The organism is Rhodococcus sp. 008, from assembly GCF_001682295.1.
Lineage (GTDB): Bacteria > Actinomycetota > Actinomycetes > Mycobacteriales > Mycobacteriaceae > Rhodococcus_F > Rhodococcus_F qingshengii.
This window is the reverse complement of sequence record NZ_CP015203.1, coordinates 348,926-368,037: the sequence shown is the minus strand read 5'-3', so window position 1 is coordinate 368,037 and position 19,112 is coordinate 348,926. Positions and strand designations below refer to the sequence as shown.

Below are 19,112 nucleotides of genomic sequence, written 5' to 3'. Positions count from 1 at the left end.
CGACATGCGCCTGGGACGGGACAGACGATGGAGAGCCCGTCGTTAGCTGCGGGGAAGCTGGTCGGCGCTGGTATAGATCGACTTGTATTCGAGGTAGTGCGAGATGGCTTCGGGGCCTAGTTCGCGGCCGATACCGCTGTCCTTCATGCCGCCGAAGGGTGAACCGAGGTCGATGTCGTAGTAGTTGACTCCGATTGTGCCGGTGCGGATCCTGCGTGCGATGTCGATACCGCGGTTCTCGTCGGAGGTCCACACCGAACCCGCTAGTCCGTACTGACTCTCGTTCGCGATCCGTACGGCATCGTCGTCATCGTCGTATGGGATAACCGCGATGACAGGACCGAACACTTCTTCCTGCGCGAGGCGATCGCGGTTGTCGACATCGGCGAAAACTGTGGGTTCGACGAACCATCCCTGATCCATTCCGCGAGGTGTTCCACCTCCGGTGACCAGTCGTGCGTTCGTGGCCTTGGCGATGTCGATGTAGCCCATGACCCGCTCTTTTTGGGTACGCGTTGCCATCGGCCCACAGGTGACTGCGGGGTCGAGAGGATTGCCGACAGTCAAGGCGCGGGCGAAGTCGCGAACGGCATCGACGACTTCTTCGTACCGGGATCGCGGTGCGAGGATGCGCGACTGCGTGGTGCATGTCTGGCTGTTGTTCATGAACGAAGCCCCCGCCAGTCCGGTGGTGAACGTGGTCAGGTCTGCATCGTCTAGGACGATAGAGGCTGACTTGCCACCCAATTCGAGCGTGCACGGGCGAAGGAGTCGACCGCATTCGGCGCCGATCAGCCGGCCGGCAGTCGTCGAACCCGTGAAGGCGATCTTGTCGACCAGTTCGTGCTGGACCAGTGACCAGCTTGCATCGCGGCCGGCGGGGATGATGTTGAGTACGCCCGCGGGAAGGCCCGCTTCCTCTGCTGCCTCGGCAAAAACGTAAGCGTCCAAGGCTGTTTCGGGGGAGGCCTTCAGGACCACGGTGCAACCAGCGGCAAGGGCCGGCGCGATTTTGAATACTGCAATCGCCTGGGGATAGTTCCACGGCGTGATTGCGCCGACGACACCGATCGGTTCACGGCGGACGATCGTTGCCCCGGCCAGGCTCTGCCGTACTTCTTCGAGAGGGTAGTTCTCGATGATGTCTGCGTACATGTGCATCAGGCCGGCGGGGGCGGTGCCGTTGAAGGCAGCCGACATGGTGATCGGCATACCGTTTTCTTGGCTGACGAGGTGAGAAGTGGTCTCTATTCGGGTGGCGAGTGCGTCACCGAAACGTCGCATCGCGGCGGCGCGCTCTGCTGCTGAGGTTCTCGACCAGGGGCCGTGGTCGAAGGCGGTGCGAGCGCTGCGGACGGCAGCGTCGATATCCTCTGCCGACCCGAGTGCCGCAAGGCCCAGGGGATTCCCGGTAGCGGCCTCGAGGACATGGTACGAGTCGGTTCCCCGGGGAGTGACTGATTGTCCGTCGATGTAAAAGGTCGGGCGGTCCAGAGCTGCGGCGGTGTTCGTGGTGCGGGTCATCGGCTGCGGTCCAATCCTGATATTCCGGCCGGAGTGTGTGACCGGTCTCAAATGTCCGTGATGTGTAGCTAGCATCACAGCGGTGAAGGATTGCCGGTAGAGACTTTTTGCTGTTCACGGTGATCCGTTTTGGTTATTGCTAGTGGAAGAGATGGGCGTGACAGGTCTTGACCGTACGTACGGTTGCGTATATAGTGATGCAAGTCACTGCATGCACATTCATGTGTCACTTGGGGAAAGAGGTTCTGTCGTGGACCTGAAGCATTTGCAAATCTTTGTCGCGGTCGCTGACGAGGGAAGTATTCACGCCGCCGGCCGGAAGATGCTGCTCTCACAGCCAGCTCTTTCTCAGGCTCTCCGCAAACTCGAGCGACGCATCGGTGTGACCTTGCTGATTCGTAGTCCGCGAGGAGTCGAACTCACGGACTCGGGGGTTGTGTTCCTCGAGCATTGTCGGGCGATTCTGTCCAACATCGAAGCTGCACTAATCGACACTCGCAGCCGGGCAACTCACCAACTCCCATTCACGGTGGGACTGATGGCGGGAAGGCTCTCCGCTGGAGAGTTGACGAACATCATTGTGACGACGTTTCGGCGCAATCATCCTGAACTTGCCGTCTCGATCGTCGAACTGAGCTTCTCGGACCAGGTGGAAGCCATCCGTGAAAAGCGCGTGGACGTGGCAATCGTGCGTCCCCCCTACGAGGAGCCGAATCTCGAGCTGATACCGCTCTTCTCTGAGCCGCGGATGCTTTGCTTCAGCGCCGATCATCCGCTGGCGCGACTGCGGCGTCCAGTGTTACTGGCGGACGCTCTCGATCAACCAGTTCTGAGATTGACGAATGCCCCCTCCCGATGGGCGGACTATTGGGAACTCGGCGACCTACGGAATAGTCCTGCAGAGTTTGTCACCAACCCTGCTGTAACGGTGTCGGAGATGCAGATGGGGCTCGCTGATTCACCGTGCGTTATCTCGGTCGCGCAGAGTGGCTGGAGAATGGGAATTGCGAATCCGTTTCTCAAGGCGGTTCCACTAGACGAGGTGACCCCGACTCAGATCAGTGTGTCGTATCTTAAAAGCGACCGGACCGAGGAAGTCGAATCATTCGTCACGTGTGCCAAGAAGGTTTCTGCAGAGATGATCGACTTGGTCGAAGGGGCACGACTCAGCGCCTGAAAGATTCTCGAGCGCACGATCTTTCGGTCCGGGTGAGGCGCCAAAGGTTAGCGGCCTAAAAGCGAGAAGCGTTGCCGCCAATACACTTCGGTATTCATTGCATGAGGGTGTGTGCGTCGACAGTCGAGGCAGTGGACATAGTGATCGTTATTGCTTCGCGCATAACGGCAATCTTGCGAAACTCTGAGACGAACAGGCGGAAGCCGGCAGGCTTCCGCCTGTGGTTTCGATGATGTTCTGTGGCTGATCCATTGTTTCCGAGTGCCTAGATCCACCCGTTCGTGGTGACGGAGTGTGGACACGTCACTACTGAGAACGACAGCACAAGCGGGGTCTCTCGCGCACTGTTTCCTTGTTCAACGGCGTTCAACCTGAACGCATTTCGGAGTATCGGTGACTGGCGGTTCGCCTTGAGAGGCCGGTCATCCGGTAGTCGAGCGTGGTTGTTCGCGGGAGTGGACGCACTGGGGTGCGGTAATCGCACACCGCACCCCAGCGTTTTATCGCCGGTCGAGACTGAATCGTCGCCGCCCCTTGGCTGCTCCGGCCTGCATGAGACCGAGTGCGAGTTTGACCTTCTTCGGTACGTACGGGTACCAAATCAGTTCTTTGTTCTGGATCGGGAGTCGCGGTGTGGTTATTGCCTGCTGTCGGCAGTACTTGAGAATCCCGCTCTGTCCACCCCAACGGGCGCCGACTCCGGATTCTTTCCATCCGCCCATAGGCAGGACGAAGTTGAACACGTTTGCGAACGCATCATTGATGTTTACCGCTCCAGCGTCGAGTTGACGGGCAACCCTACGCCCACGTTTCTTGCTGCCGGTCCACACCGTGGCAGAAAGTCCGTATTGCGAATCGTTGGCCAGCGCGATGGCTTCCTGCTCATCGCGGACCTTGACGACCGGCAGCGTCGGTCCGAATGTTTCCTCGCGAATGCACGACATCGACTGGTCCACATCGGCGAGAACTGTCGGTTCGAAGAATGTGCCGACACCGCTGGGGGCGCCGCCGGTCACGGCTTTCGCACCGGCGGCGAGCGCCTCGTCGACGTGTCGCTGCACGATGTCGCGCTGCGCCGGCGTGGCGAGTGCTCCAACGTCGAATTTGTAGCCTCTGTCGTCCTGGCCCACTCTTAACTCGCCGACATTGTGTGCGAGCTTGGCGACGAACTCGTCGTAGATTGATTCCTCTACATACACTCGTTCGATCGAGATACACACCTGACCGGCATTGAACATTCCGCCCCAGGCGATTCCGTTTGCCGCACGGTCGATGTCGGCATCGGCGAGCACGATCGCCGGATCCTTACCGCCGAGTTCGAGGCTGTACGGGATGAGTCGTCCGGCGCATTGCTGAGCGACGATCCGACCAGTGTTGGTGGATCCGGTGAACTGGACGTAATCGACATTGTCGACCAGTGCAGCGCCAGTGGAACCGTATCCTGTGGCCAAGGCGAGTACCGGTGGAGCACCGATTTCCGTCCAGCCTCGCACTAGTTCTACGGCAGAGAGGGGCGTCACTTCGGAGGGCTTGAGCAGGACCGCAGCGCCTGCGGCTAGAGCAGGGATTACATCGAAGGTGGGCGCGAGGAACGGAAAGTTCCAGGGTGTCACCACCCCAACCACTGGGTAAGGTCGGTAGACGGTTTCGAGTTTCTTCACCATTCCGAGCGGGCCGTGCGATCTCGGCTGTCGGTCGGCCAGGAACTTTGCGGCATTGCTCGACCAGTAGTTGATCAAGTCAGCAGTAACAATTGGCTCGAAGCTGGCATCCACGCGAGACTTGCCGGTTTCGGACTGCAGTACGTCGTTGATCCTCTCGGAATTGTCAAGGACCCATTCCTGCAATTTCAGCAACCATCTTTTACGGCCTTTGGGCCCGAGCGACTCCCAGGCTGGTTGCGCCTGTCGCAGTGCGCGCACTTTTGCGGCAACGATATCGGGCGAGTCGTTCGGTACATGCCCGACGACAGTGCCGTCTGCCGGATTACGGACCTCGATCGATTCGATCACGTCGGGAGTTTCGGTGGACATCTGGTGACCTCTGCTTCTTTGGTGAAGTCCGAGTAACGCTCGCCGATTATGTTGCGGGAGCGTCCCTGTGACTCGGGCCGAGCGGGTGCCGAGATCGAGAGCAGGCGCCGGTATGGATCCACTATCTCTCAATCTCGGCAAGGTGCCGCTGAACTACGTGACATTTGATCCGGGCGCCGGTATCTGTCTGGTCAAACCGACTGCGCAGTCGGCGGCCTGAACCGAACCGGTCGTGCCAGTTTCGCGGCCTGGAGGGAATGAAGACCGGATGTCAGTCGAAGATGATGACGCCGCGAATGTTTCTGCCGGCGTGCATATCTTCGTAGGCTTCCGCGATCTGGTCAAGGCGGTAGCGAGTGGTGATGAGCTCTTCGAGTTTGAGTTGGCCGCGCTGGTAGAGGCGAATCAAGTTCGGGATGTCGTGCAGAGGGTTTGCCTCCCCGAACAATGAGCCTTGGATCCGCTTCTGGAAAAGGACCAGCTCGCCCAGTGCGATGGGTGCGCCGACGGTGGTGATGTCACCAAGTCCGGTAACCACGACTGTTCCTGCCTTGCGGATTGAAGCCAAGGCTTCGGCGACGTGGGTGCCCTCGGTGACTCCGACGGTGACGATGGTCGAGTCTGCGCCTTGGCCATTGGTGATCGACCGAGCGTAGTCGGCGGCCTCTTCGATGGTGGCGTAGGAGTGTGTTGCCCCGAACGTCTTTGCCGAGTCGCGCTTGAACTGAATGGGGTCGACGGCGATGATCGTCGAGGCCCCGGCGTGGGCAGCACCCTGGAGTGCGTTTGCGCCGATGCCGCCGATGCCCATGACGATGACTGTGTGGCCAGGTCGGATATTGGCCGAGTTTACCGCTGATCCCCAACCGGTGGGCACACCGCAGCTCAGCAGGCAAGCAATCTCTAGGGGAATGCTCTTGTCGATCTTGACTACAGAATCGATTGAGGCAGTGGTGTATTCGGAGAAGGTGGAGATGCCGCACTGCTGGCCCACCGGTGCGCCATCGAGGCTTAGTCGAAAGCTGGTCGGGTCATTGGCGCGAGCGCCGGTCAGCAAGCTGGCGCCGAGATCGCACAGGTTCTGAATGCCCTGAGCGCAGAACTCGCATTTGCCGCAGGCCGGCAGGAACGAGAACACGACATGGTCGCCTATTTCGTAGCCCGGGGTGTTCGGACCGACTGCTGTGATGACACCGGCACCTTCGTGTCCGCCACAGTACGGGTAGATGCCGACAGGGATATCGCCCGTGGCGGCATGGTCATCCGAGTGACAGAGTCCGGCGGCGGCCAACTTGACCGTTACCTCGCCCTGGCGAGGGTCGTCGAGTTCGAGTTCGGCGATCTCGTAGATGCCGGGGGCCTGACGGAGGATGGCTCCGCGCGTGGTGATGGGCATGGCAGTGCTCCTTGCTGAAGTGGATGGTGAGCGTTGACGTCGGCCCAGGGCCGACGGTGCCGCAGTTATGGCAAGAGCCGACGGTTATGCAGAGATTTTGTCGGGTTGCTGCATAGGAGCTGGCTGCCCGACATGGTTCGAGGGTCATATCCGCGCCGGAGGTGCACAGGGTCACGAACGCTTCTGTGATTGAATCGCAGAAGGCTGTCGAGTATTCAACCGATCAGATAGCTCTCGTGTGCTAGTGCAATTTTCGGCAGATTAACATCCTGATCCTCAACTCCTGGACGTAGCTTCGCCCCGCCGATTCGACGTCGGTAGGCGCGTCGTGAAGTTGTCGTCCTGGGGTGCTAGGGGATAGCTCGATAGGTAATTACCGTTGTAGATAGCCGTTGCCTTGTGGGCCACGCCACTTTCGCATAATGACCGTACAGGCGGTCAGTTGCCATTGTCAATGGTTTGCGCACCGGAATGTCGGCTTGCGGCAGAGTCACGAGAAATCAGACGTCTTGCCCGCTAACGAAACTGGATACTTTGCCAAGGTGACGCTGTCTCACTCGTTGTGGGCGAACCAGCCGATGAGCTCCTGGGATGTCCGTTGTCAGCTGTGGCGCATTGCGTCGATATTGCCTCAGGCGATCAGATTTGTTGCCGCTGCCTGATGATCGTCGAGGCATTGGATGGCTGTGTGCGCCACGGAACCTTTCGGATCGCGAAGGGCGCCAAGAGAATCTCGGTCTACGAGCAAGCCGGCGAGAACCAGATCAACCAGTTCGGCACCGACGCTGACGGCATTCACCTCACGCTGGGGGTCGAACCACGTGTAGGTCCACTGAGCCGAGCCGAAAATCAGCAGACTTTGTAGCCGTACGTCGACGTCGCGGAACTGGCCGATGGCGATGCCACGTTTGATGGTGCCTCGGACCAAGTCCAGATACTCGGCACGCAGAGGAACGCCGTCGACGTCCGCTTCGAGGCCCTGTAGACGCATGGTTTCCCGCTGAAACGCGACGGTCGCATCCCGGTCGTACTCCTGGTACAGCACGAACGTGTAGAGGAGGGCGGCGAGTTGCTCTGCAGGTGAGTCGAGTCGTTCGAGAATCGACGACGCTTCCGAAAGGCGCCTGCGCATGTAGGACTCGTGAAGCGCGGCGAGGAGTCGATCCTTCGTTCCGTAATGGTGAACGATGGTGCCTTTGGAGATCGAGAGTTCGCGTGCGATCTCACTGAAGTTTGTTCCGTCGTAGCCGAATTGGGCCACGTTGCGGGTGAAAACCTGGAGGATCTCATCGGCCTTGCCCGTCGAGCGGGTTCCAGCGCGCCGTTCGAGCACGAATACCTCCATAGATCCTGTTAACCGTACGTACAGTCTACGGCAGGTTCATGCTGAGGGGCCGCTCGCATCGATCGTGAAGGCGGGTACAGGCTCCCCCTGACTCCCGGCCGGCGCTGTGATCACCATGGTCACCGCGGCGCCTGCGGGAACGGCGCCGTCGGCCCCGAGGATACGTGCGGCGATCCACGGTCCCTCGTCGAGCTCGATGAACCCGACCACCTGTGGTTCACCTGCAACGGTACGGTCGACGACAGTCACAACTACGTGGCCGCGCCCTGCGGTAGCAGTCCATGCGAGTGAGTCGCCATGGCATCTCGAGCAGCTCTGCGCCGCCGGCGGGCTCAGATGTTCGCAAGACCGGCACCGGCGAACCTGCAAGACTCCCCGCGCCAGGGAATCGAAGTATTCGGCGGAACGCTCGTCGCGAAGTGCGAGTGGTCGCGCCGATGAGGAGTGTGTCATGGGTTGCATCCCTCGAAGTTCAGTCGTTCTGATCGGACAAGATGAGCGTGCCGTGATGGTCGAGTATTCCGCCGTTGCCGCTCACGATAGCCACGTTGTGCCGAGCCACCTGACGTTCACCGGCCTGGCCACGGACCTGCGTGACTGCCTCTACCAACGGCGTCATTCCCCAGAGATAGAACGACGACAACTGGCCGCCCCCGGTGTTTGTCGGCAGTTCGCCGCCGGGTGCGAGGGCGCCGGAGAGCGCCAACTGTCCGGCCTCGCCCTTTTCGCAGAATCCGTAGTCTTCCAAGGTTACGAGCGCGGTGTAGGTGTAGCAGTCGTAGATCTCGCGAATGTCGATGTCTCCCACACTCACTCCCGCCATTTTCATGGCGGAAGGTCCGGAGACGCTCGCTCCGGTAACCAGACCGAAGTCGCTGCCTCGTTCGTAGGAGTAGCCGGGGTGTGCCTGTCCCCAACCCCGGACGTAGACGGGGGTCTGTGCGAGCGAGAGAGCACGCTCGGGCGTGGTGACCACGACAGCGGCTCCGCCGTTCGAGACCAGGCAGCAGTCCAACAGATGCAGCGGTTCGACGATCCACCTGGATTGGTGGTAGTCGTCGAGTGTTAACGGAGTGCGGAGTTGGGCATCGGGGTTCATCGACGCCCACGCACGCTGTGACACCGCAACAGCGCCCAGAGCGTCCTGATCGACACCGAAGTACTCCATGTACCGACGCGCGGCGACCGCGTACCGGTGGTTGACACTGAGGAAACCGCTGGCGGTCTCGGCGCTACGGAATCCTGTAGCGGCCAGCGAACTCTGGCGGTACGTCGAACCGGTGGATGCACCCAACTGGCGTGGATCGTCGCCGAACGCACATACGACCACTTCTGCTTCACCAGCTAACACTGCCTTGGCGGCCTGGGCCACCATGATGCTCGCCGAAGCGCCAAAGGCGTTGACTTCGGACAATATCCGAAGGTCGTGGAGGTTGAGTTCGCCGGCGAGGCTCAGGTTCAGGTCTGTCCCACCCCGGGAGTTGATCAGTAAGCCGTCGACGTCACTGAGGCCTAGACCCGCGTCGGCGACGGCCAGTCGGACCGCATCTGCGGCGAACTTCCGAGCGGTTCGCCCGTATACCTTGCCGACCTCGGTCAGTCCGAGTCCGACTATGGCGGCCTTGCGTTCGGTCATGATCAGTTTCCTCCGGGGGTGGGGCTCGTCAAGCTGTTGTGAGGTCTTTTGCGTTGCGTGCCTCGGCGAACTGCACTGCTTCCGACCAGGTGGCACCCTTGGCGATCATGGTGCGGTACTTCATGATGTGCGTTTGATAGTTCATCGCGAGCGCGCCGACAACACGATCTCCGCGTCGGTAGAGAGCAACGAACCGTCCTGCGTCGACGGTCCCGCTGACGATCACGATCTCGTCTGCATCGGTGACTCCGACGAATTGAATTCGGGTGTCATACCAGTCGGACCAGAAGTAGGGGACAGTTGTGTATGCCTTGGCAGCGGCGGGATTCAAGATGTTCTTGACTGCCTGAGTCGCCTGCTCCGCCGCGCTCGTCCAATGTTCCAGGCGCATCGGATGTCCGAACAACGGATTGATCCACCGCGCCACGTCACCGGCGGCGTACACGCCAGGCAGGGATGACGCCAGGAACTCGTCGCACACCACCCCGTTGTCGAGGGCAATTCCGGAAGACTCGAGCCACCGGGTGCCAGGATCGGCGCCGATCCCCACCACTACGAGATCTGCATCGATCACAGTGCCGTCGGTCAGACGAACACGCTCCACCGTGTCTGTACCTTCGACGGCGTCGACACCGACTCCGAGGCGCAGGTCAGTGCCGTTGACGTGATGCAAACGAGCGCACGCTTTACCCATCTCCGCACCGACTGCCCGTGTGAGCGGTACAGGTTGAGCCTCGATGACGGTCACCTCCAGTCCGCGTTTGCGGGCGCCGGATGCAACTTCCGAACCGATGAATCCGGCGCCGATGACAACCGTGCGGGCACCGGCATCCAACTTCGCTCGAACCGCCTGCGCGTCGTTGATGGTGCGCAGACTGTGGACGCCTCCCAAGTGTTCGGTGCCGGGCAAGGTGCGTGCCTGTGCCCCGGTCGCGACAACAACAGCGTCGTAAGGGATTTCGCGTCCACCAACGACGACGACGCGGGATTCCGGATCCAGCGCTGTTGCCTCGGCCCCCAACTGCAGATTGAGGCGGAGTTCATCCTTCAAGGTCTCTTTGCTGCGGAAGGTCGTGTCCGGCGCCCCGCCGGGACTTACGTCGAGGTACGCCTTGGACAGCGGCGGTCGATCGTAGGGCAGATGAGTCTCCGCGCCGATCAGGGTTATCTCTCCCTCGAAGCCGACCTTTCGGGCGGTCTCTGCTGCTCGGAGTCCGGCCAGGGAGGCTCCGACGATCACCAGGTTGTCGATGTCCACCTCACTACCGGCCATCGTCGTCGGTCACGAGACGCAGGGCTTCGGTCGGGCAGCCGGCGATGGCAGCCTCGACGTCATCACGTTCGTCGTCGGTCACGGTGTCGGACAGCAGCATCAGGTTGCCGTCGTCATCGATCTCGAACTTGTCCGGGGCGAGGGATTCACAGATTCCCAGTCCTGTGCATTTGGTCCGGTCCAGGATGATTTTCATGATGTCGCCTTTCCGAGATTGACGGGCAAACCCTTGATGCCGTTGATGAAATTGGAGCGGAAGCGGTCCGGTGCACCCGTGACCTCCCAGTCGGGGAAGCGGGTGAAGAACGCCTCGAGCAAGACCTTGGCTTCCATGCGCGCCAGGCTGTTTCCGAGGCAGAAGTGCGTTCCGGCACCGAACGCCAGATGCTTTGCGCTACCTCGTTCGATCCGGAAGACATCCGGATCCTCGAAATGATCCTCGTCGCGATTTGCCGAGACGTAGAAGATGACAACCTTGTCGCCTTCCTTGATCGCCTTGCCGCCGAGTTCGATGTCCTGCGTCACCGTTCGGCGGAACTGGATGACCGGCGAGTGGAATCGGAGTACCTCTTCGATCGCCTTGGGCAGCAGGGCGGGATCACCCTGAAGTTTCTTCCGCTCGTCAGGGTGTTCGGAGAGCGTGAGGAAGAAGCCGGTGATGAGATTCCGCGTGGTTTCGTTGCCCGCGATGACGAGCAGCTGGAAGAAACGATTGAGTTCCTCGGTGGTGAGCTGCTCTCCGTCGACCTCGGCGTTGACGATCGTGCTCCAGATGTCGGTGCTGGGTTCGGCGCGTTTGGCGCGAGTCTTGTCGGCTGCATACTTGAACATCTCGATGAAAGCGGAGATGAATGCCGCGCGCCCACCGTAGGACGGATCGTCGAGACCCACCATCCGGTTGGTCCAGTCGTAGAGCAGATGACGATCCTCGGACGGAACACCCAGAACATCGGCGAGAACTCGCAACGGCATCTCGGACGAGACGCTCTCGACCAAGTCGATCTCGGCCCCGGACTCGAGTCCGTCGACGATGGAATGCGCGTGGGCTGCAACATCGTCGAACATTCGTTGAATCATCTTCGGGGTGAAAGCCTTGCTCACGATCGAGCGCATCTTCGAGTGTTCCGGCGGGTCGAAGTTGAGCATCATCTGCTGCAACGCCACCAGATCCTGGGGGCGCTGAGTGCGGAGGAACGATGCGCCGCGCTGGGAGGAGAAGATTTCGGGATTCTTCGACACCGCCATGACGTCGTCGTACTTGGTCACGGCCCAGAATCCGGGACCCCCCTCGAATCCGTCGCCGGCGGGTTCCTCGATCCAGGTGACCGGATTGTTGCGACGCAGTTCGCTGAAGGTGTCGTGCGGGATTCCCTCGCTGTAGGCGTCAGGACTGCCGAGATCGAGGTGCGTGCCGGTTTGTGTCATTGCGGGATTCCTCTGGTGCCTGATGGAATGGTGCCAGTAACCACTGGTACTGACCGTACGTACGGTCTATAGTAAGTCCAGGTGCACGGCCGGTCAAGCCTCCAAGGGGTGACATCCCCACTCGAGGTCTATTCCGGAAAACCCCGACACATCCACTACACGCCTTCAGAACGGGAGTCTCATGGACAGCACAATGCAAGATGTCGATCTGCTCGTCTCAGATCTGTTCCGCCACGGCCTTCGGACTCATCCGGCTAGTCGGGTGTTCCACTACCGCGGCGACGACATCACATCGCAGTCCTATGCAGAGCTCGGTGAATCGGTGAGTCGTCTCGCCTCCGGGCTCGCGGCGCTCGGCGTCGGGCGCGACGACATCGTCGCCACTCTGTGCTGGAACACGCCCGCGCACCTCGCAGCGTACTTCGCGATCCCCGGCATGGGAGCAGTCCTACACACTCTCAATCTGCGACTGCACGACGACCAGATCGTCTACATCGCCAACCACGCCGGCGACAAAGTTGTTCTCGTGGACTCCGACCTGGTCCCACAATTGAGCCGAATCCTGCATCGGTTCAACACCATCGAACATGTCGTGGTGATCGGCGACGCCGAACTCGAGATGCCGGAGGGAGTACGTCTGCACCGATACGAAGATCTGCTCGCAACCGGATCTCCCGATTTCGAGTGGCCGGCGCTGGACGAGCGCACTGCAGCAGCCCTGTGTTACACGACCGGCACCACCGGTGATCCTAAAGGGGTGGCCTACAGTCACCGCTCGATTTACCTTCATAGTCTTCAGATTTCGTCCGGCAGCGCGTTCGCGTTCACCGATGCCGACCGCGTCATGCCCGTCGTTCCGATGTTCCACGCCAATGCTTGGGGCTGGCCGCATGCCGCCTGGACGAACGGCTCGGATCTCGTGATGACCGACAAGTACCTACAGCCGGAACATCTTTCCCGTCTGATTGCCGAGGTCGGCGTCACCGCCGTGGCCGCAGTCCCCACCGTGTGGACCGGTGTGGGTGCCTACGGAACCGAGCACAACACGGACTTCCGCAGTGTGAGGCTCGCAGTGTCCGGCGGATCGCCCCTCTCGGCCGCCCTCGTACGATCGTTCTACGACGATCACGGCGTTCGCCTCACCCAAGGCTGGGGAATGACCGAAACCAGCCCACTCCTCACCTTCTCGCGACCTGCGGCGGGAACGCCGGAGGCAGATATCGCGTACTGGAGCAGCTTGACCGGGCGAATCGTTCCCGGCGTGCAGGCCAGGATCGTCGACGACGCCGGACACGAACTCCCACAGGACGGTTCGGCGATCGGCGAAATCGAGCTGCGCGGTGCCACCATCACGGGCAGCTACTTCCGCGCGGACGCCGCGGACAAGTTCCACGACGGATGGCTGCGCACAGGCGATCTCGGTGCCATCCATCCCGGGGGTTGGGTGCAGATCAAGGACCGACTCAAGGACGGCATCAAGAGTGGCGGCGAATGGATCTCGACCGTCGAACTCGAAAATGCACTCCTCGAACATCCCGCGGTCGCCGAGGTTGCCGTCATCGGTGTTCCGGACGACAAATGGGAAGAACGTCCACTGGCCTGCGTGACGGTGGTGGACGGCAGCACCGTCACCGTCGACGAACTCCGAGAGTTCCTCGACGGGAAAGTCGCCAAGTGGTGGTTCCCCGAGCGTTGGACCTTTATCGATCAGATCCCCAGGACCAGCGTCGGCAAGCTGGACAAACGCCGCGTCCGCGAGAGCTACGACTCCGACCAGCTCGACGTGCGACTTGCGCACTAGCACTTACCTTCTCCACGAACGATATGACGAAGGCCGCCTGCTGAGCAGGCGGCCTTCGTCATATCTCAGCTGGACCGAACAAGTCACCCGTGAAGCAACTTCTTGGCAATGATCTCGTTCATCATCTCGTTGGTACCGCCGCCGATTCCCAACACACGGGCATCACGGTAGTGCCGCTCCACCTCGGATTCACGCATGAATCCCATTCCGCCGTGGATCTGCACAGCTTCGTCCACCACGAAATTGCAGGCGTACACCGCGGTGTTCTTCGCCATCGCGACTTCTGCGGCGACCTCCTCGCCGTTCGCCCACCGGGCTACCACGTCACGGACGTATGCCCGTGCGCTGTGGACCTGTCGAGCCATCTCCGCCAGTCGGTGGCGAATGACCTGGCGCGAATCGAGTGGCTGGCCGAACGTATGGCGATTGTGTGCCCAGTCCACCGCCAAGTCGAAGCTCCGCTGAGCTGTCGCAACGGCCTGGACCGACATCAGGAGGCGCTCGGACTCGAACCGGCGCATGATCTGGATGAAACCGGTTCCTTCGTCCCCGACGAGGTTTTCCGCCGGTACCCGTACCTGGTCGAACGTCAATTCAGCTGTGTCCGAACATAACCAGCCCATCTTGTCCAGCTTCGACGCGACGCGGAACCCTTCACTGGTTGTGTCGATCACAAGCAGTGACACCCCGCGGTGTCCGTCTCCGCCGGTTCGGACAGCAGTGGTGACGAAGTCCGCTCGCGTTCCGGACGTGATGAATGTCTTCGCTCCGGTAACCACGTAGGCGTCACCGTCGCGGACTGCACGGGTGGTGATCGCGCTGACGTCCGACCCTGTGCCGGGTTCGGTGACGCCGAGAGAACCGATCAGATCGCCGGCCAGGGTCGGGCGGACGTACTTGTCGATCAGTCGAGCGTTTCCACTGGCCACGATGTGGGGTGTGCTGATGCTGTGGGTCATCAACGCCGAGCACAAACCGCTACTGCCGCCGGAGAGAATAATCTGCTCGTTGGCGATCAAGAAGTCGATGAAATCGCCGACGCCGCCAGCTTTTTCGTCGACCCCGAGTTCGAGCAGTCCGAGGTCGGAAGCCTTCTTGTGCAAGGTTCGAGGTAGTGCGCCGTCCTTCTCCCACTGCGGCAGGAACGGGACGATCTCTTTCTTCGTGAAACGATCGACCATGTCGCGAAGCGCATCACGCTCAGGTGTCGACCAGTCGGCGATGCGGGGTGTGGGTGCGTTCATCGGGTAACTGCCTCCGCTGTTCCTGTGTACTGCTCACGCAAGGTTCGCTTGAGAAGCTTTCCGGTGGCGTTTCGGGGGAGTTCCTCGACGAATACCACGTGCTTGGGTGCTTTGAATTGGGCGATGCGGGTGCGACTGAATTCGATGAGCGTTTGTTCGTCGGCATTCTCGTCGGGCCGGAGAACGACGACTGCCGTGACCGACTCACCCCAACGTGCGTCCGGCACGCCGATCACCGCGACATCGGCTACCGCGGGATGTTCGAAGAGTGCCCGTTCGACTTCGATCGGGTACACGTTCTCGCCGCCGCTGATGATCATGTCCTTCTTACGGTCGACGAGAGTGACAAATCCGTCTTCGTCGATACGTGCGAGATCGCCCGAATGGAACCATCCGCCGCGCAGCGCTTCTCGTGACGCTTCAGGTAGTCCCCAGTAGCCGGCAAATGTCGTTGGGCCGCGAAGAACGAGTTCCCCGACAGTGCCTGTCGGTACTTGGGCATCGTTCTCGTCGACGACCGAGATGTCGGTGTGCAGGAATGGTCGTCCGACGGTTCCCGCATGGGAAAGGATGTGATCGTTGTCCAGCAGCAAGGCGGACGGGCCGAATTCCGTCATCCCGAAGCCCTCGAGGAACGACCACCCCTTGGACTGATAGAACCGGATCACGGGCAGCGGGCACGGCGCGCCGCCGCTCATCACGAATCGGACGGAGGACACGTCGTGATCGTCGAAGTCCTCGACTCGACTCAGTGCAGCCCACATCGCCGGGACGAGAAACCCTACGGTCGCCTTGTATTTCGCCATTGTCGCGAGGTGCGCACTCGGCGAGAACGACTTTTCGAGGACAACGCACCCACCGACGTACAGCAGCGGGGTGGTCAGCAGGCCGAGGGCGCCGATGTGGAACAGGGGAGCGACGGTGACCGTGACGTCGTCACTGTTGAGGCCTCCGTGGACCATGGCCATGTTGATTGCGTTCCAGCGCAGGTGACCGTGTGTGATCATCGCTCCCTTGGGGCGGCCCGTCGTCCCGGACGTGTACATGAGCATACACACGTCGTCGTCGCCGACATGCTCGAATGCCAGGCGCGCGAACGGATTCCGGCGCTCGACTGTGCCTGCGGCATCGGAATTGACGATTGTTCGAACGTCGATGGTCGCCGATTGCAGGGCGCTCGAGGTGAGTTCGGTGAGGCGATTCGAATGCACGACAATCTCGGGTCGGCAATCGTCGAGGATGTAGGCGATCTCGGGTGCTGCCAAACGAAAATTCACCGGAACCACAATGGCGCCGAGAGCAGCAGTGGCGAACAAGTATTCGACGAACTCGATGCTGTTGTCCATTACCATGACAACGCGGTCACCGCGCCGGACGCCGGAATCTTTCAGTTTCACTGCAGTATCCGTGATGCGCTGCAGGAGGTCGACGTAGGAGACGCGCGCGTCGGTTTCAGCGTCGATGAGTGCGATCTGGTTCGGTGAGCGCTCGGCCCGACGGGTGATCCAGTTGGCGATTCCACCTGTCACTGGTGATTCGGCCATGATATCGACTCCTTCAGAGTTGTTGTATCAGTTGATGTTTTTGAGATATCAGAGTGTGTAGACGGACTTCAGCGAAACGTACGCGTTCAGTCCTTCGGGGCCGAGTTCCTTACCGAGCCCACTGGACTTGACGCCGCCGAAGGGCGCACCGATGTCGAGATTGAAGAAGTTGATTCCGATGCTTCCTGTCTGCACGCGCCGTGCGATGTCGAGCCCACGGTCCGGGTCTGTGGTCCAGACCGTTCCGCCGAGTCCGTAGTCCGAGTCGTTGGCGATAGCGACCGCGTCGTCGACGGTGTCGTACGGAATCACCGCGAGCACGGGTCCGAAGATCTCTTCCCTGGCCACGGTTGCGCTGTTGTCCAGGTCGGCGAATACCGTCGGTTCCACGAACCATCCACGGTCGAGGCCGGCGGGACGCCCGCCACCCGCGGCCACCGTGGCGCCTTCGCGAATCCCGGTGGCAATGTAGGACTCCACTCGGTCACGCTGCTCACTCGAAACCAACGGTCCGACTCGCGTCGCGGGATCAGTCGGGTCACCGACGGGCATCGAACGGGCCAAATCCGCCACCGCGTCGACAACTTCCCGGTATCGGGATCGCGGGGCAAGAATGCGGGAGGACAAGTAGCAGGTCTGCCCGTTGTTGAGCAGACTCGCCCAGGACAGTCCTCGCGCCACGCTGGTCAGATCGGCGTCGTCGAGGACGATCGCGGCGCTCTTTCCTCCGAGTTCGAGGGTGACCGGACGCAGCAAGCGCCCACACACCTCCCCGATGGCCCGGCCTGCGGCAGTGGAACCGGTGAATGCCACTTTGTCGATGCCGGGATGGGCCACCAATTCCGCGCCGATCTCACGGCCACCGGTGACGACGTTGATCACTCCGGGGGGTAGTCCTGCCTCTTGTGCGGCATCTGCAAGTTGGAATGCATCGAGGACTGTTTCGGGGGCAGGTTTGATCACAACGCTGCAGCCCGCGGCCAGAGCGGGGGCGAGCTTGAACATCGTCAGTGATTGCGGGAAGTTCCAGGGGATGATCGCTGCGACGACCCCGATGGGCTCACGTCGCACGATGGTCGTCGATCGGCCGTCGGCAGAGGTGCGCTCGGATTCCTGCGGAGTGTTGCGAGCGAGGTCGGCGTAATACCGCAGGGTTGTTGCCGGGCCCTGTCCTTCGGCGACTACTGACAGGGAAATGGGCATCCCGTTCTCGGCGGTGACCACAGTGCCGGTTTCTTGCGCGCGTGACTCGATCGAGTCGGCGAACCGGTCGAGTAGTGTGGCCCGTTCGGCGGGCGAGATGTCGCGCCACGTGGAATCCGAAAGTGCTTGACGAGCAGCGTAAACCGCTCGATCGAGGTCCTCCGATGTTGTGTCGGGTGCCGTCCCGATCGGCTCCTCGGTCGTTGGCGACACCACCGTGATCGTGTCGCTTCCGGTGGAGTCCTGGAACTTTCCGCCGATGAAATGCTGAGATCGTGTGTAGTTCATTCTCGTTCTCCGGCCGGTTCTCAGACGTTCACAAGGACAGGTTTGATGGTTGCACCGCTAGCGGAATCCGACTCTGCTGCATTGATTTCCGTCATCGGATAGGTGGTGATCATTCGATCGAATGGGAATCTGCGCTGTTGCCAGAGTTCGATCAGTTGGGGGATGAAGATCTGCGGTGTCACGTCGCCTTCGAGGATCCCCATGATGTTCTTGCCTGAAGACAGTGCGTCCGGTGCCAGCGTGATGGGACGAGCTCCGGCGCCGACGAGGCCGAGTGTCCCGGTTGTTCGTAGTGCGGACAATGCCGACGTCACGACTTCGGGAACGGCAGTGGTATCGAGTGCGAACTGCGCACCTCCGGCGGTGAGCTTTCGGATCTGTTTGGCAACATCAGGATCCGATCCGAGTACGACATCCGTCGCGCCGAGTTCGAGCGCGGTCTCGAGTCGGCTGGGGTGTAGGTCTACGGCGACGATACGTGCGGCGCCGGCGACCCGTGCCGCCATGACCGCGGACAATCCGACGCCTCCGGCGCCGAAGACTGCAACTGTGCTTCCGGCGCCAACCCTGAGTGCTTCGAGGATCGAACCGGCGCCGGTCTGGATGCCGCACCCCAGGGGGCCGAGGAGTTCGAGGGGAAGACTGTTGTCCACTTTGACTGCGTTGCGCTCGGTGAGCAGAACATGAGAGGCGAACGACGACTGCCCGAACCAGCGTGATGCAATGGCCGTCCCCTCGGCGTCGTGCACTGTGTCGATGCCGTCGACGGCCCGCCCAGTGAGGTTGCGTGCGAAGAACTCTCGGCAATAGGCAGGGTGAGACCGGCGACAGTTCTCGCAACGTCCGCACGAGTCGAAGGACGCGAGAACGTGGTCACCCACTGCGAAGTCTGTGACGTCCGTGCCCACGGATTCGACAATGCCGGAGCCTTCGTGTCCGAGAATGATCGGCGGCTGTGCCAGGAACGCTGGGTTTCGGGGAAGCACGTCGGTGTGGCAGAAACCGGTGCCCACGATTCGAACAAGAATCTCGTGGCGCCGTGGGGCCGTCATTTCAACGGTCTCCAACGTGAAGGGGCCGTCATTGGCCCGAAGTACAGCGGCCTGAATGTGCATCAGTTTCCTCGTTCTCGAGTGCGATCTAGACAACAACCTAGTCTTGACCGTACGAGCGGTCAATACTAGGTTCGGTTCCATCTCACGTGGACATCCGCGCGCTGAGCC

15 protein-coding genes are annotated in these 19,112 nt (G+C 61.0%); 2 read left to right on the top strand and 13 right to left on the bottom strand.

Translation table 11 applies throughout. The features are described 5' to 3' along the window. Window positions 1-42: 42 nt before the first annotated feature. Entirely contained in the window at window positions 43-1,524 is a 1,482-nt protein-coding gene (locus AOT96_RS32095; RefSeq protein WP_058227908.1) for an aldehyde dehydrogenase, read from the bottom strand. Between the two features lie 157 nt (window positions 1,525-1,681). Here AOT96_RS32095 and AOT96_RS32090 point away from each other — a divergent pair, with 157 nt between their 5' ends. Then, entirely contained in the window at window positions 1,682-2,701 is a 1,020-nt protein-coding gene (locus AOT96_RS32090) for a LysR family transcriptional regulator (RefSeq protein ID WP_167349897.1), read from the top strand. A 500-nt stretch (window positions 2,702-3,201) separates the two neighbouring features. Here AOT96_RS32090 and AOT96_RS32085 read toward each other — a convergent pair whose 3' ends face one another. The 8 genes from AOT96_RS32085 to AOT96_RS32050 form a co-directional block, all read right to left on the bottom strand. Next, window positions 3,202-4,734 carry an aldehyde dehydrogenase family protein gene (locus AOT96_RS32085; protein ID WP_058227906.1) on the bottom strand — a complete coding sequence of 511 codons (1,533 nt, stop codon included), beginning with the start codon at window positions 4,732-4,734 and terminating at the stop codon, window positions 3,202-3,204. Between the two features lie 271 nt (window positions 4,735-5,005). Continuing rightward, window positions 5,006-6,130 (bottom strand): NDMA-dependent alcohol dehydrogenase, encoded by a 1,125-nt coding sequence (locus tag AOT96_RS32080; protein WP_058227905.1) that lies wholly within the window; start codon window positions 6,128-6,130, stop codon window positions 5,006-5,008. Between the two features lie 631 nt (window positions 6,131-6,761). Next, on the bottom strand, window positions 6,762-7,463 hold the full coding sequence (locus AOT96_RS32075) for a TetR/AcrR family transcriptional regulator (RefSeq protein WP_231917473.1): 702 nt from the start codon (window positions 7,461-7,463) through the stop codon (window positions 6,762-6,764). Window positions 7,464-7,511: 48 nt separating this feature from the next. After that, entirely contained in the window at window positions 7,512-7,928 is a 417-nt protein-coding gene (locus AOT96_RS35560; RefSeq protein ID WP_063892141.1) for a Zn-ribbon domain-containing OB-fold protein, read from the bottom strand. Between the two features lie 19 nt (window positions 7,929-7,947). Further along, complete coding sequence (locus AOT96_RS32065) at window positions 7,948-9,111, bottom strand: thiolase family protein (RefSeq protein WP_058227902.1); 1,164 nt, start codon at window positions 9,109-9,111, stop codon at window positions 7,948-7,950. Window positions 9,112-9,139: 28 nt separating this feature from the next. Further along, a complete protein-coding gene (locus tag AOT96_RS32060; protein WP_141695801.1) occupies window positions 9,140-10,369 on the bottom strand; it encodes an NAD(P)/FAD-dependent oxidoreductase in 1,230 nt (409 codons plus the stop codon). A gap of 4 nt (window positions 10,370-10,373) precedes the next feature. Continuing rightward, window positions 10,374-10,580 (bottom strand): ferredoxin, encoded by a 207-nt coding sequence (locus AOT96_RS32055; RefSeq protein ID WP_058227900.1) that lies wholly within the window; start codon window positions 10,578-10,580, stop codon window positions 10,374-10,376. Continuing rightward, entirely contained in the window at window positions 10,577-11,809 is a 1,233-nt protein-coding gene (locus AOT96_RS32050) for a cytochrome P450 (protein WP_058227899.1), read from the bottom strand. The genes AOT96_RS32055 and AOT96_RS32050 overlap by 4 nt, the downstream gene beginning before the upstream one ends. Window positions 11,810-11,990: 181 nt before the next feature. Here AOT96_RS32050 and AOT96_RS32045 point away from each other — a divergent pair, with 181 nt between their 5' ends. Then, the gene (locus AOT96_RS32045; RefSeq protein ID WP_058227898.1) at window positions 11,991-13,610 is read left to right on the top strand and encodes a long-chain fatty acid--CoA ligase; all 1,620 of its coding nucleotides are present in this window, start codon (window positions 11,991-11,993) and stop codon (window positions 13,608-13,610) included. Between the two features lie 83 nt (window positions 13,611-13,693). Here AOT96_RS32045 and AOT96_RS32040 read toward each other — a convergent pair whose 3' ends face one another. The 4 genes from AOT96_RS32040 to AOT96_RS32025 are packed head-to-tail and all read right to left on the bottom strand — an operon-like array spanning window position 13,694 to window position 19,004. Then, window positions 13,694-14,854, bottom strand: coding sequence for an acyl-CoA dehydrogenase family protein (locus AOT96_RS32040; protein ID WP_074447131.1), 1,161 nt, complete (start codon window positions 14,852-14,854; stop codon window positions 13,694-13,696). Continuing rightward, window positions 14,851-16,398, bottom strand: coding sequence for an acyl-CoA synthetase (locus AOT96_RS32035; protein ID WP_058227897.1), 1,548 nt, complete (start codon window positions 16,396-16,398; stop codon window positions 14,851-14,853). Before AOT96_RS32035 ends, AOT96_RS32040 begins: the two co-directional genes overlap by 4 nt. A gap of 48 nt (window positions 16,399-16,446) precedes the next feature. Next, window positions 16,447-17,889: an aldehyde dehydrogenase gene (locus AOT96_RS32030; protein WP_058227896.1), complete on the bottom strand. Its 1,443-nt coding sequence runs from the start codon at window positions 17,887-17,889 to the stop codon at window positions 16,447-16,449. Between the two features lie 20 nt (window positions 17,890-17,909). Then, window positions 17,910-19,004: an NAD(P)-dependent alcohol dehydrogenase gene (locus AOT96_RS32025; RefSeq protein WP_058227895.1), complete on the bottom strand. Its 1,095-nt coding sequence runs from the start codon at window positions 19,002-19,004 to the stop codon at window positions 17,910-17,912. Window positions 19,005-19,112: the final 108 nt, after the last annotated feature.